This is a genomic window from Vibrio sp. 10N.286.49.B3, from assembly GCF_002873395.1.
Classification (GTDB): domain Bacteria; phylum Pseudomonadota; class Gammaproteobacteria; order Enterobacterales; family Vibrionaceae; genus Vibrio.
This window is the reverse complement of sequence record NZ_MCUV01000016.1, coordinates 46,082-61,580: the sequence shown is the minus strand read 5'-3', so window position 1 is coordinate 61,580 and position 15,499 is coordinate 46,082. Positions and strand designations below refer to the sequence as shown.

Sequence of the window (15,499 nt, the reverse complement as noted above, 5' to 3'; positions counted from 1 at the left end):
ATCAGCACCGGCTGGTGAGTTGTTCAAAATGTTTGGTTTTACTACTGAGAATGTAGTAAATACAGCAAAAGAATTACTCGCTTAATCTTTTAATTACTTTACTCATTTGAGGAAAGTAATGTAAAAAAACCGAGAGTTTTTAAAATGTTTGTCATCGTAATGGCACATTTTAAAGCCTCGGTTTTTTTTATCATTCACATCGGCACTCGCTCTATTTGCATGACGACTTAATCACTCAAATGAAGAAAAATTAGATCCAGCCAACAATCAGTATTACTATCCATAGCTAATATTTAATCTAGAGCGATGGACTTCATGCTTAGAGTTGCAATTAATGGATTTGGCCGAATTGGTCGAAATGTGCTTCGTGCTATTTACGAAAGTGGAAAAAACCAACATATCCAAGTGGTTGCGGTGAATGAACTTGCTCAACCAGAAGCAATGGCACATTTATTACAGTACGATACGAGTCATGGTCGGTTTGGAAAGAAAATCACACATGATCAAAGCCATCTCTATGTGCATCACAATAACAGTGAATTTGATACTGTTGCCATCTTACACTTAGCCGAAATTAATCTGCTTCCATGGCGAGATCTGGAGGTTGATATCGTATTGGATTGCACTGGTGTGTATGGCTCTAAAGCCGATGGTTTAGCGCATATTGCAGCAGGGGCTAACAAGGTATTATTTTCTCATCCTGGCAGTAATGACCTTGATAATACGATTATCTATGGGGTTAATCACGAGACGCTTAAAGATGAACACCATATTGTCTCTAGCGGTTCGTGTACGACAAACTGTATTGTCCCTATCATAAAAGTCTTAGATGATGCTTTTGGTATCGATTCAGGTACGATAACCACTATTCACTCAGCGATGAATGACCAACCCGTTATCGATGCTTACCATACCGACTTGCGCAGAACTCGTGCTGCAAGCCAATCTATAATTCCAGTCGATACTAAACTACATTTAGGTATCGAACGTATTTTCCCGAAATTTTCTAACAAATTTGAAGCCATTTCTGTAAGAGTTCCGACAGTAAACGTGACTGCAATGGATTTAAGCGTCACTATTAGTACAAATGTGAAAGTTAATGACGTAAATCAAACCATTATTAAGGCTTCTCAGTGTACATTACACAATATAGTTGATTATACTGAAGCGCCGCTAGTTTCTATCGATTTTAATCACGATCCTCATAGCGCCATTGTTGATGGTTCGCAAACAAGAGTGAGCAATGGGCACCTAGTTAAGATGCTTGTATGGTGCGATAACGAATGGGGATTTGCGAATAGAATGCTCGATACTGCACTAGCAATGCAATCATCAAAGTCGTTATTTTTGTCTATAAAAGACGAAAAAATGTGATGAAGTGGGGAAATCTTTATTTTGCTTATTGAAATAATTATGCATTATCCCCATAAAAGAGCTAATTGAAGAATTTATAGGTTTGGCACGATGCCGAGCTTTCAACTTTTTTATTTTTAATTGAGAGGACTAATCATGTCTGTAATCAAGATGACTGACCTGGATCTTGCAGGTAAACGCGTTTTTATCCGTGCTGACCTAAACGTACCAGTAAAAGACGGTAAAGTAACTTCAGATGCTCGTATTCTAGCATCGCTACCAACAATCAAACTGTGCCTAGAAGCTGGCGCAAAAGTAATGGTTACTTCTCACTTAGGCCGTCCAACTGAAGGTGAGTACAACGAAGAGTTCTCTCTAGCTCCTGTTGTTAACTACCTAAACGACGCTCTTGATTGTGACGTTAAGCTAGCAAAAGATTACGTAAATGGTCTTGAATTAAATGCTGGTGAATTAGTTGTTCTTGAAAACGTTCGCTTTAACAAAGGCGAAAAGAAAAACGAAGAAGCTCTTTCTAAGCAGTACGCTGCACTATGTGACATCTTCGTAATGGATGCATTTGGTACAGCTCACCGTGCACAAGCGTCAACTCACGGTGTTGGTACTTACGCTCCTGTTGCATGTGCTGGTCCTCTTCTTGCTGCTGAGCTTGAAGCACTAGGTAAAGCGATGGATAATCCTGCTCGTCCATTAGTTGCTATCGTTGGTGGTTCTAAAGTTTCGACTAAACTGACCGTTCTTGAATCGCTATCTAAAATTGCTGACCAACTTGTTGTTGGTGGTGGTATTGCTAACACATTTATCGCAGCAGAAGGTCACAACGTAGGTAAGTCTCTATACGAAGCAGACCTTGTTGAGACAGCTAAGAAGCTAATGAAAGAGTGTGCAATTCCAGTTGCGACTGATGTTGCATGTGCAAAAGCATTTGATGAAAACGCTGAAGCTGAAATCAAGCACGTTTCTGAAGTTCAAGATGACGATATGATTTTTGACCTTGGTCCAGATTCAACAGCGGCTCTTGCTGAAATCATCGGTAACGCAAAAACAATCCTTTGGAACGGCCCTGTAGGCGTATTCGAATTTAAGAACTTCGAAGCAGGTACAGCTGGCATTTCTAAAGCAATCGCAGAATCAGCAGGTTTCTCTGTAGCTGGTGGCGGCGATACTCTAGCAGCTATCGACAAGTTCGGTATCAAGGCTGATGTTTCTTACATCTCAACGGGTGGCGGTGCTTTCCTTGAGTTTGTAGAAGGTAAAGTATTACCAGCAGTAGCAATGCTTGAAGAGCGTGCTAAAGCATAATTTTTTTAAGCGGGAATGATTATTTCCCGCTTTTTTGTTTGTTTGATACACTAGTTAGTGTCGAAAGCAAACGATTGTAAACTTTCAAACTGTAACGTTTTAATTTTAAAACGAAAGAATATATAGGACTAGTATCATGTCTAAGATCTTCGATTTTGTAAAACCTGGTGTAATTTCTGGCGATGACGTACAGAAAGTATTTGAAGTAGCTAAAGAGAACAAATTTGCTCTTCCAGCAGTAAACGTTGTAAACACTGACTCTATCAACGGTGTATTAGAAGCTGCTTCAAAAGTTAAAGCGCCAGTTGTTGTTCAGTTCTCTAACGGTGGTGCTGGTTTCTTCGCTGGTAAAGGCGTTAAACTTGAAGGTCAAGGTGCACAAATTCTTGGTGCTGTCGCTGGTGCTAAATACGTACATGCAGTTGCTGCTTCTTACGGTGTTCCAGTTATTCTACATACTGACCACGCTGCTAAGAAACTTCTTCCATGGATCGACGGTCTACTAGACGCTGGCGAAGAGTTCTTTGCAGAAACTGGTAAGCCTCTATTCTCTTCTCACATGCTTGATCTTTCTGAAGAGTCTCTAGAAGAGAACATCGAAACATGTGCTAAGTACTTAGAGCGCATGGCTAAAATGAACATGACAATCGAGATCGAACTTGGTTGTACTGGTGGTGAAGAAGACGGTGTTGATAACACTGATATGGACGCATCAGAGCTTTACACTTCTCCAGAAGATGTTGCATACGCATACGAGAAACTAAGCGCTATTAGCCCACGTTTCACTATTGCTGCATCTTTCGGTAACGTACACGGTGTTTACCAAGCAGGTAACGTTGTACTAACTCCAACTATCCTACGTGACTCTCAAGCATACTGTGCAGAGAAGTTTGGTATTGCACCTAACGCTCTAAACTTCGTATTCCACGGTGGTTCTGGTTCTTCTGAAGCTGAAATCCAAGAGTCTATCGGCTACGGTGTTATCAAAATGAACATCGATACTGATACACAGTGGGCAACTTGGGATGGTATCCGTACTTATTCTGCTGAGAACTTTGACTTCCTACAAGGTCAAATTGGTAACCCAACTGGCGAAGCTGCTCCTAACAAGAAGCACTACGATCCACGCGTATGGCTACGTGCTGGTCAATCGTCTATGGTTGCTCGTCTTGAGAAAGCATTTGCTGACCTTAACGCAATCGACGTACTATAATTTAGACTAATTCATTGGCGTTTATTCGTCATGTTTTATCAAGCCCACTCATTTGAGTGGGCTTTTTCGTATAAACAAGAAAAAGACAAACATTTCCTTAAAAAATCCCCACTTTTCATTAAATTGCGTTATCTTTTAGATAGAACATATTTAAATACCAATATTTACCTATTGTTACATTGGTATCGCTGAGTATGGTCGGCTAAAAATGGAGATTTGGCGTTAAAACTGGCGTGATGTTCAGTCGCTAACAGGGATTATTATTGCTTAAAAAAAGAAGTAGTAATTGTTTAAACATAATCTATTTATTTTAAGGATGTAAACATGGCAAATGACTTGTCGAGTGTAGTGGAAGACCCAATTGTAGAGACGCTTTCTAGTGTTCAACAGTGGCTAAATAATAACTCGGAACTTTTAATTCAATATGGCGTGAATATTATTTCGGCTATTTTGATTTTATTCATTGGTAATCTTATCGTTAAAACCATTGCTGGTAGTGTCGCTAAGATTTTAGAAAAAAAAGAAATGGACAAAGCGGTTATTGAATTTATTCATGCGCTAGTTCGTTATACATTATTTGTTATTGTCCTTATTGCGGCGCTTGGTCGAATAGGGGTACAAACTGCATCTGTTGTCGCTGTTATTGGTGCCGCGGGTTTAGCCATAGGTTTAGCGTTGCAAGGTTCTCTATCTAACTTTGCTGCAGGCGTACTTATTGTTGCATTTCGCCCATTTAAGTCGGGTGACTATGTGGAAGTTGGTGGTGTAGCCGGTTCTGTTGAATCAATTCAAATTTTCCAAACCGTATTAACAACGCCTGATAACAAAATGGTCGTGGTACCAAATGGTGGCGTTATTGGTTCACCGATCACAAACTACTCTCGCCATGCTACTCGCCGTATTGATCATGTCATTGGGGTTTCTTACAAAGCCGATCTTAAAAAGACCAAAGAAGTGATTACTCGCGTTTTAGCAGAAGATTCGCGTATTCTAACCACTCCCGCACCAACCATTGGTGTGGTTGCGCTTGCGGACTCTTCAGTGAACTTTGTGGTTCGTCCATGGGTTAAAACGGCAGAGTACTGGGATGTGTATTTTTCTTCACTACAAGAGATAAAAGAAGCGCTAGACGCTGAAGGTATTGAAATCCCATTCCCTCAAATGGATGTGCATTTGAATAAGCAAGAAGACTAAATTAAGCACTCGAAATGCAGAAGGGGATCTCATTGAGATCCCCTTTTTTTATTGTGTGACTAAATTCTAAGGTTTAGTGAAGAAGACGAGCGCGAATAGTGCCTTCAACCTCTTTTAGTTTTGATAATGCTTCTTCTGAGCGGCTTGCTTGAATATCAATCACCACATAACCAATATTGGGATTTGTTTGTAGGTATTGACCCGCAATGTTGATACCTTCATCGGCAAAGATAGTGTTAATTTGCGTTAAAATACCAGGGCGGTTTTCGTGAATATGCAATAAGCGAGAAGTACCAGTATGTAGCGGTAGTGAAACCTCAGGGAAGTTTACGCTAGATAGTGTTGAGCCATTGTCAGAATATTTCGCCATTTTACCAGCAACTTCGATACCAATGTTCTCTTGTGCTTCTTGAGTTGATCCACCCACATGAGGCGTCAAAATTACATTATCAAACTTCATTAATGGGGACTCAAAAGGTTGAGCATTGGTTGCAGGCTCTGTTGGGAATACATCGACCGCAGCGCCACCTAAATGTCCTGACTCAAGTGCTTCGCAAAGTGCAGGTATATCAACAACAGTACCACGAGCGGCATTGATAAATATTGAGCCTGGCTTCATGCGTGCAAACTCTTCCTTGCCCATCATGTTTTTAGTGCCGTCCGTTTCAGGTACGTGCAGAGAGATGACATCACATTTATTGAGTAACTCACTCATTGTATGAACTTGAGTTGCGTTACCTAATGACAGTTTATTTTCAATATCATAGAAATAAACACGCATGCCTAGGTTTTCAGCAATAATACCTAACTGAGTACCGATATGACCGTAGCCAATAATACCTAAACGCTTGCCACGAGCTTCGTATGAATTATCTGCACTTTTTTTCCAAATGCCACGGTGAGCTAGAGCGTTCTTTTCAGGAATACCACGCAATAGGAGTAAAACTTGCCCTAGAACTAGCTCGGCAACACTACGAGTATTAGAGAAAGGCGCATTAAATACAGGAATACCACGTTTAGCGGTTGCTTCAAGATTAACTTGGTTTGTACCGATACAGAAACAACCCACAGCAACTAATTTTTCTGCAGCATCAACGACTTCTTGACTAATATTGGTGCGAGAGCGTATCCCGATAAAATGGGCATCTTTAACAGCTTCTAAAAGCTCTTCTTCCCCTAACGACCCTTTATGGTATTCTATGTTGGTGTAACCTGCTGATTGGAATACTTCTACAGATGAAGGGTGGAGTCCCTCAAGCAAGAGGATCTTAATCTTATCTTTTTCCAGTGATACTTTAGCCATTATTATCGTCCTTAAAATGGGAAGGGGAAAATGCGGCGCACATACAGTAAAGCGATTTGATGATTTATCTATCACTATTCTGTATAGAAGCAAACGTTATCCCTGTGCGTCTTCTGCTTAATAAAGTAACAAAAAAAAAATCATTTGGGTAAGAAAATTAAGGAATAAGGAATAATTTTATATGCAAAAAATAAAAAAACGGCACTCTTAAGTGCCGTTTGTAATCAAATAACAATATCTAGCCGTTATTCTTCGATTTTTGCCCCTTCAGGTGTACCAGTAATGATCACGTCAGCACCACGATGAGCAAATAGACCAACGGTAACCACGCCTGCAAGTGCATTTATATCGTCTTCAAGCTGTTTTGGGTTGGTAATGCTTAATCCATGCACATCGATGATGATGTTGCCATTATCAGTAACGACACCTTCACGGTAAACAGGGTCACCACCAAGCTTTAGCAGTTGACGTGCAACATATGAACGCGCCATCGGGATAACTTCCACTGGCAGAGGGAAGCGACCTAGAACGTCAACGGCTTTTGTACCATCAACGATACAGATAAATTTATCTGAAATAGCAGCAACAATTTTTTCACGAGTTAATGCAGCGCCACCGCCTTTGATCATTGCACGGCTTGCATCGATTTCATCAGCGCCATCAACGTAGACATCTAAAGAAAAGACATCGTTACATTCAAAAACCGGGATCTCAAGGGCTTCTAAGCGCTCTGTTGAAGCGACAGAGCTTGATACTGCGCCTTTAATTTCCCCTTTCATCGTCCCTAGAGCATCGATGAAGTGATTAACAGTTGAGCCTGTGCCTACACCGACAATGCTGCCTGGTTCAACATACTGTAGTGCTGCCCAACCTGCTGCTTTTTTCATTTCATCTTGAGTCATGCTCATCTCCTGAGTGTTCATTTTTATGGATGCGATATCGTTTGCGCGATGAGCAGGATTATATACTTAAAAGTGAGTTAGAGGCAGGGGATGACGTGAAAATATGATCATTTATTTTGTCTAGACCACTGCCAAACATGAGAAGGCGTAATAATAGTTGGTAGTGGGATGTCCCAGTGCTCTGAGGGGAGCAGGTCCACTTGTTGACAGTCATGAGCAATACCTAAAGGTTGAGCCCCCTTACCAGTCTGAAACCATGCTTCAAGCGTTCGATCATAATAGCCTCCTCCCATACCGAGGCGTTGGCCGTTTTGATCAAATGCGACCAGTGGGGTAACGATCAAGTCGAGTTGTGAACTTGGTTTGATTAAACGTTGGTCGAGTTTAGGCTCAGAAATACCGTATTTATTCGTTACCATTGGCGTTGATGGTAAGTAGTGAAGAAAGAGCAGATGACCCGGTGATAAGGGATGCAATACCGGTAGGTAGACCTGTTTTTGTTGTTGCCACAATGCAGTGATTAGTGCATGTGTATCGATTTCACCATCGGACGGTAGGTAGAGTGCAATATGTTGAGCTTGTTTGAATAAATCGAGAGAAAGGCATTGCTGCAATAACTGCTGGCTAGCATGATTTTGTTGTGAGACGGAAAGAGCATGTCGCTGAGCGCGAATGAGTTTACGATAGTCTGAACGTGATCGTGTGATCATAGAGATTACCCCAAAGTGCCGTTGAGAATAGATGGCCCTTGAACCAGTAGTTCAAGGCGGATCAGTAATGATTACCGTAGGCTTCTCGATACTAGCCGAGCATGCTCAATAGCACTCAAGTACTAACCCTTAGGGATTGCTTATCGGCTCGGGGACTTAAATCCTCTGACAAACACTCCAGGGTAAATTTAGATCGTTATCGATATATCGATTAACGAGTTAGCTGTCCTTGCGGTACATTTTTGAGTGCACCTTCAAGAGATGCGGTGAGCTTTTCCATTCGCTCAGCCAGTAACTTGTTTTGGTCATCAGCACTATGCTGCTGAGTTTGTAACTCATAACATATATTAAGCGCTGCAATAGTCAATAGCTTGACTTCATTGGTGACCTTAGTACGTTCAGCCATCTCTTTCAAGCGATTATCAAGATCTTGTGCAGCTTGAACTAAAGCGTCTTCCTGCCCACTGGGACAGTTAACTCGAGTTAGCTTTCCTAAAATTTCTACGTCTACCGCTTGATTACTCATGATGAATGAACTCTTTACGCGCTACCTAAGATGGGCTTCACTGCAACCATCGAGGGGGAAACTATAGGTAAAGCAGTGACAAGATTCAAGTCTTTCGCTAACTCAATGTTTAAATCATTGGCTAACAACACAGTAATTCAACAATTTGAGCAAATGCTGTGCATAATTGATGAGATCAGCATTTGCGCATTAAGGGTGAAATGATAGGATTGTTGCTTACATAACTAGATTCGAGTGAGTCCATTCATGAGCGAAATAACCTTACCTGATTACTTAACGACGGCAACTGAGCTACAGTCTTCAAGCTTGGCGGTAACACCAGCAGAAATGCATGGTTTATTAACAGGAATGTTAAGTGGCGGTTTGAGCTTAAGCGATAAAAGCTGGCAGCCATTGATTTTTGATTACACCAACGAAGGAATGGGTTGGCCAGATCGAGCGTTACAACTTGCCGAGACAACATTGACAGCAACGATCAGTGAAATCACTGGTTCAGATATGGAGCTATCTTTGCTACTGCCAGATGAAGAGGCGAGTGCTAGCTTATTTGACATTGCTGATGGTGTTTCAGAGTGGGTAAATCATTTTATTTCAGGTCTTGGTCTCGTTGGGGCAAAACTCAACTCTGCTTCAGAAGATGTGAAAGAAGCGCTTGCTGATTTAGAAGAGATGGCAAAGTTAGGTATTGATGAAGATGATGACCTTAATGAGCAAGCTCAATTGTTAGAGCAAGTGATCGAACATATTAAAGCTTGCGTATTAACAGTACATGCTGAGTTCGGTGTGAGACCAGAGCCAGCGCCGTCAACAACGGTTCATTAGTCTATGCTTAATACGATGAGATAAAATATGAACCAATATGATGTAGTCATTGTTGGTGGAGCGATGGCCGGCTCAACGCTTGCTTTAGCTTTGCATAAGTTAAGTAATGAGTCGCTTTCTATTGCCATTGTTGAGTCATATCAAATGGAGAGTCTTTCTCATCCTGGTTTTGACTCTCGCTCGATTGCTTTATCTTATAGTACGGTACTAATTTTACAAAATCTTGGTTTATGGCAAGCGATAGCGCCTGTTGCGACAGCGATTAATAACATTCATGTTTCAGACCGTTCTCATATGGGGATGGTCAATATTAACGCTGAAGATGAAGGGGGCTCAGCACTTGGTTATGTGGTTGAATTAGCTGATATTGGTCAAATATACCAAACGAAAATTCAATCAATAAAACAAATTGATTTGTTGTGTCCCGAGTCAGTAGCAGAGGTAACGCGCACGCAAGATAATGTCGTTGTTCGCTTATCAAGTGGAAAAGCATTACAAGGTAAGTTACTTGTTTCTGCAGATGGCGCCAATTCAACGTGTTGTCAGCAACTTGGTTTAGATGCAACAGCGCATGACTTTGAGCAAGTCGCAATTATTGCTAATGTGACAACCAATGAGAGTCATCAAGGTCGAGCATTTGAACGCTTTACCCATCATGGTCCGATTGCTTTATTGCCGATGAGTGATCAGCGCCTTTCTTTAGTTTGGTGTACTTCAGTAAGTGATGCAGAAGGCATTGTTAACTTAAATGATGATCAATTTATCGCTCGTTTACAGCAAGAATTTGGCTGGCGTTTAGGTGCCTTTACTAAGGTGGGGGAGCGAGCAAGTTACCCTTTAGTTTTACGTTATAGAAAACAAAATATCTCTCACCGATTTGCTGTGGTTGGCAATGCTGCGCAAGCTTTACACCCTATAGCTGGTCAGGGGTTTAATTTAGGTATTCGAGATGTAGCCTCTTTGGCTGCAGAGATTGTTAAATCACCGCATGATGCTGGGGAATATGCAAATCTAATGCGCTTTAGTCAACGTCGACAGCAAGATCGAACGGAAACAATAGCACTCACATCTCAATTAGTGCATCTGTTCTCTAATCGTCTACCAGCACTGCAAATAGGTCGAAATTTAGGGTTAATCGCAATGGATAATTTTGCGTTAATTAAATCCCCTTTACTACGCCGTACATTAGGCTTAGTTAAACGATAATAGGTTAGAAGATAGATCATGATGCAGAGTGTGGATATTGCAATTGTAGGTGGTGGAATGGTTGGGCTAGCTTTAGCAGCCGCTTTAAAAGATAGCCATTTACGCATTGCTGTTGTTGAAGGAACAATGCCGGAGGTAGAGCTACAGGCTTTACCTGACGTTCGTGTCTCTGCTTTAAGTCGTTCCAGTGAAATTATTCTACGTAATTTAGGGGTATGGGAAGGAATTACTTCTCGTCGTAGTGCTCCATACCAAGCTATGGAAGTATGGGAGCGAGACAGCTTTGCTCGTATTGAGTTTAAAGCGAACAACCTGGCTCAGCCTAATTTAGGTCATATTATTGAAAATCGTGTTATTCAGTTAGCTTTACTTGATCAAGTGAAGCAGCAGGATAATGTTACGTTATATATGCCAGCAATGTGCAGCTCCCTTGCTATCGGGGAGCAGGAAGCGTGGTTAACACTCGATAATGGGCAAGCCTTAACCGCAAAATTAGTGGTGGGTGCTGATGGTGCTAACTCTTGGGTTCGCCAGCAGCAAGCGATTCCTTTAACGCATTGGGATTACGGGCATAGTGCGATCGTTGCAAATATTAAAACAGAGTTTCCTCACGAGTCTGTAGCAAGGCAGGTTTTTACCCCTCAAGGTCCATTAGCTTTCTTACCTATGTCTAATGAGCACATGAGTTCAATAGTTTGGTCAACGGACCCAGGTCGAGCGCAGCAGTTAATATCAATCGATAACAGTAGTTTCAATAAAGCACTGACTACAGAGTTTGATGCCAAGCTTGGGCTGTGTGAAGTCGTTGGTGAACGTTTCGCTTTCCCTTTAAAGATGCGTTATGCACGAGATTTTGTATTAGATAGAGTCGCACTGGTTGGTGATGCTGCGCATACTATTCACCCTCTTGCAGGACAAGGGGTAAATTTAGGTTTGCTTGATGCCGCGAGTTTAGCGCAAGAGTTACTTAAGTTGTGGAAGCGAGGTGAAGATATTGGAACTCGACGAAATTTACGTAGTTATGAGCGTTGGAGAAAAGCAGAAGCCGCGAAAATGATAGCTTCAATGCAAGGCTTTAAAGATCTATTCGAAGGTCAAAATCCTGCCAAAAAACTGATACGTGGATTGGGTATGAAACTGGTTGGTCAGCTACCTGGGGCAAAAGATGAAATCATGAAACGGGCACTGGGTTTAAAAGGTAACTTACCGGATCTAGCAAAAAAAACGGTTCACTGATAAGCGAAAGGGCTGGCATAAATGCCAACCCTTTTTATTTTTTAAGCCATGTTTATTTTTTATTTGAGATCTAATCGCCTCAACTCATTATGCATAAGCACAACGTAGTCTCATTACTTCTTGGTTGATTTCATTGACCGTTTTAAAGTGACGTTTTTCAGCGCGTTCTGGAAGAATTAGCTTGCCATGATCGAACTCAAATTTTCCCACGCCATAAATGTAGATTCTACCTTTAAAAAGACGGCTAGTGTGTTTTGCTATCATCCCTGGAGTATAGCGTTTAAATAGTCTCATTTTGGTTGTCCTTATTATTACCTAGCGCTGCAAATTATAAGAAATTTTTGATGAAATTAGTGTGACACTATTAGAGTTAAATGCACTGGAGTGTTCTTTTGTTGGCGATTTGTGCTGGAGTTTGCACTTTAATTAGTAAATTGATTTTTATGTGTGAGCATCACCCCATAATCACGACAATTTAAAAAGCTGAATCGCTGCTTTATTGTTCAAGCCGTGCATTATGATGTCTAGAATAGTAGGTTCGCTGTCATCTTGTGTATTTTTTGTGTAAAAATCAGGCAAAAAAATGCCCACAATCAAGTGGGCGAATAGTCTTGCAGACAGTGAACTGTCTAGGGGGAAGTTTTATATACATATAGAAAGTATAGACTAAAAAATTACTCTTGAGTATTTATGCTTTTTTAATGACTGATAAATCAAGATAATTAATTGTTATTCTGCATCTAATGTGTAAGGCAACGGCATGATTGTCCAACGAGTTTCTGGCTGTGCCGTTAAGCGTAACTCGGTGTCATTTTCTAGCGTGTTAGGAAGAACAATAAGACCAATGGCTCGCTGATCACTAAATTGGAAGTGATTCATTAGCTTACCCGTGCTGCGCCAGTTTTCTCCAACAGAACGTTCTAGTTGAACTTCCTCGCCCATAACAAGTGGCTGTTGAGTATCACCAGTGACAATGCATAGTTGTCTTTTGTTTGTGCCGCGGTATTTTGCTCGAGCAACCGTTTCTTGACCGGTGTAGCAGCCCTTATTAAAGCTAATGCCACCTAAAGCTTGTAGGTTTAGCGCTTGAGGGATGTGTTCATTTTGCTCATCACTGGTTACGTTTGGTAGGGCATCAAGGATATCTAAATAGTGCCAAACAGATTCAGTGGCTTTGGTTGCTGTGATTGTTGTAACCAGCGACTTTGCTGCAGCAGGGGTTAAAATTAACGCCCAGCGAAGTGGTGAGACTTTTACAGCGGTTCCACCATCAATCACTCTTACGTCACCACGCTCAGGGCTTAACGAATCGATAAATTGCTCAGCATCACTGCCGATAAGACCTAAAACAGTCTCATCACCTTGAGCGATATCTACTTTTGAGAAAACAGCGTATTTTTTAATTTCATTCAATTCAATATCGATAGCAGACTTAGGCTGTAGGAGCGCATAACCTTGGTTGTGGTTAAATAGTCGGAAGATGCTCCATACTTTTCCTTTTGCATCACAGTGAGCACCAAGTGTTGATTGATCGGGCTTTAGTGCTACGACATCACAGGTGACTTGACCTTGTAGGTAAGATTTTTTGTCATCACCAACAAGTGTGATAATACCCCAGTCTGTTAAATGGCTAATAACGAGAGCGGGTAGTTTATCGTGTTGAGCAAGAGAAAGCGGTGTAAAGTCTTTGTGCCAATCCATATTTTTATTACCTAGTTCAATGGGTATTATTGATATGTTAATCCTATTATTTTTTTTTGCCAGCTTGAATAGGAGTGTGACAACGATAGTAGTTGAATATGACGAGGCTTGTTACACTGCAAGTAAGATAAGTCTATGGTGAGGGGCACCTATGTATAGTACAGAGCAAAGAGCACGAATCAAATGGGGTTGTCGTCGAGGAATGCTAGAGTTGGATGTGGTCATCATGCCATTTTTTGATGAATGCTTTGATAGGCTGCAAGAAAACGAACAGCGTGACTTTGTTTCGTTGCTAGAGTGTGATGATCCTGATTTATTTACTTGGGTCATGGGGCACGGTCGTAGTGACAACCTTGGGCATGCATCTATTGTGGATAAAATCGTTGCACACAACCTTAGTAAGGTACGCTAACCTTAATTTACATCAATCGATACTATCCCATAGGCTCAGCGTGGTTACGCTTATCTTCAGTCTATGGGCTATCACCTTGTCATCGATCCCACTCCTGCCATCTATTTTATTGCTATTGCTTTTATCTCAGTGGCTAATCGTCGATAAACTACCACTAGAAGCGGTATTTTTTGCTGAACCTTTGCATGGAAAAGTGACATTTAAAACCCAGCAATGGCTTGAGTATCAACAGCAGCGTTATCGCATACATTCACTGTTTCTTGCTTTTTATCGTTGGGCAGTTGTCATTCAATGTGAGAACAAACAACGTTTTATTATTTGGAGAGACAGTTGTAGTGAGCAAGAGTATCGGCACCTACTGGTCGTGTTAAGGCAGCATAAGGCAAGTAAATAGAGGTGTAGACGATGAGTTGTTATGCTCGGGCTAAATTGAATCTATGGCACAAACTGCATGGTAATAACCCCGATATAGCAGTGACTGCAGCACTGACCGCAACCCGTACACTTGGCTTTATCTAGACTAGGTAATTCATCCTCTTCCACTAAAATTGCCGCTTGTGGGCACAGCTGTTGGCATTGATTGCATTCGATTTGTAGATAGTTATTACAGGCTTGAGAAAATGTGGGCTGTAGGTCAATCGCGATGTTGATAGAGTCATGCAAAGCATCGGCGTTGCAGGCGACAACACATTGTTTACATAGACTGCATTCATTGTAGTCGAGGTTAATTTTTGCCAGCCCATCTTGGATTTCGATGACACCATTAGGGCAGGCAGATTGACAAAGACCACATCCATCGCATAAGCGCGTAAAAAGAGCTTCATCGACAGCGCAAGGAGGTCGAGGCTGTTCTCTTGGCGTCACTTCTGGAGCCTGACGAATAGCAGAGACAGGCTTTGAGAAGCGAGTTAAAAAACCTCGACGCTGCGGATCAACGATCTCACTCATGGCTGTGAATTTTGCGTGGTTGAATTGTATATTGCTGGTTTTTCGCTAGTTGTAATAGCCAGATTTTTACATCATGTGCAAGCGCTTGGAAGTAGAGGTTGTCAGTTTGAGTATGTAATCTTTCAAGGTATACAATCCCCCAAGGAAGAAAATGATATTCCATTAAGTCTTTGGCTGCGCTTTGTTTATTTTCTGACAGTAGTTGAGCGTATGCAAATAACATTAATCCAAATTGATCTTCAGGCTCTCTCAGTCCAGTATCTAACTCAATATCATGTTGAGATAAAAAAAGTCGGTATTCAATTGTAGAAGTGCCAAAGATGACCTTTTCTTTATCTAAATATACCGAACCCCAAGGTGGAGCTGGCATCTGACCATCACCTTCAAATAGAGTTAAGAAACTGGATTCTATTAATTCATCTGTTTGTAAATAAAGGCTTTTTATGCAGTATTCACTTAGGGCATTAATATCGATTAAAGCAAGGGTTAATGCTTGTAACTCATCTTTCTTATGTTTGTTGTAAAATAATGAACCGAGTATTTTAACCGTATCGATAATCATTCTTAATCCAATGTTTAAATATCAAAGTGAGCCTGTTTATATACCACACAGTTAGAGCAAATAAATATGTAAATATAACTGATAAAATTAT

Annotated in this window: 17 protein-coding genes and 1 other RNA gene; 9 read left to right on the top strand and 9 right to left on the bottom strand. The window is 41.1% G+C overall.

Annotated elements, in window-relative coordinates; translation table 11 throughout:
• Positions 1-315: 315 nt before the first annotated feature.
• The 4 genes from epd to BCU68_RS08060 all read left to right on the top strand — a co-directional run bounded on the left by epd (position 316) and on the right by BCU68_RS08060 (position 5,080).
• Complete coding sequence (gene epd, locus BCU68_RS08075) at positions 316-1,374, top strand: erythrose-4-phosphate dehydrogenase (protein ID WP_102564274.1); 1,059 nt, start codon at positions 316-318, stop codon at positions 1,372-1,374.
• A 135-nt stretch (positions 1,375-1,509) separates the two neighbouring features.
• Entirely contained in the window at positions 1,510-2,673 is a 1,164-nt protein-coding gene (locus BCU68_RS08070; RefSeq protein ID WP_102564273.1) for a phosphoglycerate kinase, read from the top strand.
• A gap of 136 nt (positions 2,674-2,809) precedes the next feature.
• Positions 2,810-3,886 carry a class II fructose-bisphosphate aldolase gene (fbaA, locus tag BCU68_RS08065; protein WP_102564272.1) on the top strand — a complete coding sequence of 359 codons (1,077 nt, stop codon included), beginning with the start codon at positions 2,810-2,812 and terminating at the stop codon, positions 3,884-3,886.
• A gap of 324 nt (positions 3,887-4,210) precedes the next feature.
• Entirely contained in the window at positions 4,211-5,080 is an 870-nt protein-coding gene (locus tag BCU68_RS08060; protein ID WP_102564271.1) for a mechanosensitive ion channel domain-containing protein, read from the top strand.
• 73 nt (positions 5,081-5,153) lie between these two features.
• On the opposite strand, the gene serA is transcribed toward BCU68_RS08060, so the two are convergent.
• The 5 genes from serA to zapA all read right to left on the bottom strand — a co-directional run bounded on the left by serA (position 5,154) and on the right by zapA (position 8,521).
• Complete coding sequence (gene serA, locus BCU68_RS08055; RefSeq protein ID WP_102564270.1) at positions 5,154-6,383, bottom strand: phosphoglycerate dehydrogenase; 1,230 nt, start codon at positions 6,381-6,383, stop codon at positions 5,154-5,156.
• A gap of 245 nt (positions 6,384-6,628) precedes the next feature.
• Positions 6,629-7,285: a ribose-5-phosphate isomerase RpiA gene (rpiA, locus tag BCU68_RS08050; RefSeq protein WP_102564269.1), complete on the bottom strand. Its 657-nt coding sequence runs from the start codon at positions 7,283-7,285 to the stop codon at positions 6,629-6,631.
• A 107-nt stretch (positions 7,286-7,392) separates the two neighbouring features.
• A complete protein-coding gene (locus BCU68_RS08045; protein WP_102564278.1) occupies positions 7,393-7,995 on the bottom strand; it encodes a 5-formyltetrahydrofolate cyclo-ligase in 603 nt (200 codons plus the stop codon).
• A 3-nt stretch (positions 7,996-7,998) separates the two neighbouring features.
• A non-coding RNA gene (ssrS, locus tag BCU68_RS08040) (6S RNA) lies at positions 7,999-8,182 on the bottom strand.
• Between the two features lie 24 nt (positions 8,183-8,206).
• Positions 8,207-8,521, bottom strand: coding sequence for a cell division protein ZapA (gene zapA, locus BCU68_RS08035; protein WP_102564268.1), 315 nt, complete (start codon positions 8,519-8,521; stop codon positions 8,207-8,209).
• A gap of 246 nt (positions 8,522-8,767) precedes the next feature.
• Here zapA and BCU68_RS08030 point away from each other — a divergent pair, with 246 nt between their 5' ends.
• Genes BCU68_RS08030 through BCU68_RS08020 form a run of 3 tightly spaced genes read left to right on the top strand, consistent with a single transcriptional unit; the run spans position 8,768 to position 11,785 of the window.
• The gene (locus tag BCU68_RS08030; protein WP_102564267.1) at positions 8,768-9,343 is read left to right on the top strand and encodes a YecA family protein; all 576 of its coding nucleotides are present in this window, start codon (positions 8,768-8,770) and stop codon (positions 9,341-9,343) included.
• Between the two features lie 27 nt (positions 9,344-9,370).
• On the top strand, positions 9,371-10,549 hold the full coding sequence (gene ubiH, locus BCU68_RS08025; RefSeq protein WP_102564266.1) for a 2-octaprenyl-6-methoxyphenyl hydroxylase: 1,179 nt from the start codon (positions 9,371-9,373) through the stop codon (positions 10,547-10,549).
• Positions 10,550-10,567: 18 nt separating this feature from the next.
• The gene (locus BCU68_RS08020; protein WP_102564265.1) at positions 10,568-11,785 is read left to right on the top strand and encodes an FAD-dependent 2-octaprenylphenol hydroxylase; all 1,218 of its coding nucleotides are present in this window, start codon (positions 10,568-10,570) and stop codon (positions 11,783-11,785) included.
• 87 nt (positions 11,786-11,872) lie between these two features.
• Here the strand turns inward: BCU68_RS08020 and BCU68_RS08015 are convergent, their stop codons facing one another.
• Together BCU68_RS08015 and ygfZ are read right to left on the bottom strand one after the other, a co-directional pair.
• The gene (locus tag BCU68_RS08015) at positions 11,873-12,079 is read right to left on the bottom strand and encodes a DUF1107 domain-containing protein (RefSeq protein WP_102564264.1); all 207 of its coding nucleotides are present in this window, start codon (positions 12,077-12,079) and stop codon (positions 11,873-11,875) included.
• Positions 12,080-12,514: 435 nt separating this feature from the next.
• The gene (ygfZ, locus tag BCU68_RS08010) at positions 12,515-13,486 is read right to left on the bottom strand and encodes a tRNA-modifying protein YgfZ (RefSeq protein WP_102564263.1); all 972 of its coding nucleotides are present in this window, start codon (positions 13,484-13,486) and stop codon (positions 12,515-12,517) included.
• Between the two features lie 151 nt (positions 13,487-13,637).
• Here ygfZ and BCU68_RS08005 point away from each other — a divergent pair, with 151 nt between their 5' ends.
• Together BCU68_RS08005 and BCU68_RS08000 are read left to right on the top strand one after the other, a co-directional pair.
• The gene (locus BCU68_RS08005) at positions 13,638-13,898 is read left to right on the top strand and encodes a succinate dehydrogenase assembly factor 2 (RefSeq protein WP_102564262.1); all 261 of its coding nucleotides are present in this window, start codon (positions 13,638-13,640) and stop codon (positions 13,896-13,898) included.
• Positions 13,789-14,292, top strand: coding sequence for a protein YgfX (locus tag BCU68_RS08000; RefSeq protein WP_347230766.1), 504 nt, complete (start codon positions 13,789-13,791; stop codon positions 14,290-14,292). The genes BCU68_RS08005 and BCU68_RS08000 overlap by 110 nt, the downstream gene beginning before the upstream one ends.
• A 41-nt stretch (positions 14,293-14,333) precedes the next feature.
• On the opposite strand, the gene napF is transcribed toward BCU68_RS08000, so the two are convergent.
• The gene (gene napF, locus BCU68_RS07995) at positions 14,334-14,846 is read right to left on the bottom strand and encodes a ferredoxin-type protein NapF (RefSeq protein WP_102564260.1); all 513 of its coding nucleotides are present in this window, start codon (positions 14,844-14,846) and stop codon (positions 14,334-14,336) included.
• Positions 14,839-15,408, bottom strand: a complete 570-nt coding sequence (locus BCU68_RS07990) for a molecular chaperone TorD family protein (protein ID WP_102564259.1) — start codon at positions 15,406-15,408, stop codon at positions 14,839-14,841. Before BCU68_RS07990 ends, napF begins: the two co-directional genes overlap by 8 nt.
• Positions 15,409-15,499: the final 91 nt, after the last annotated feature.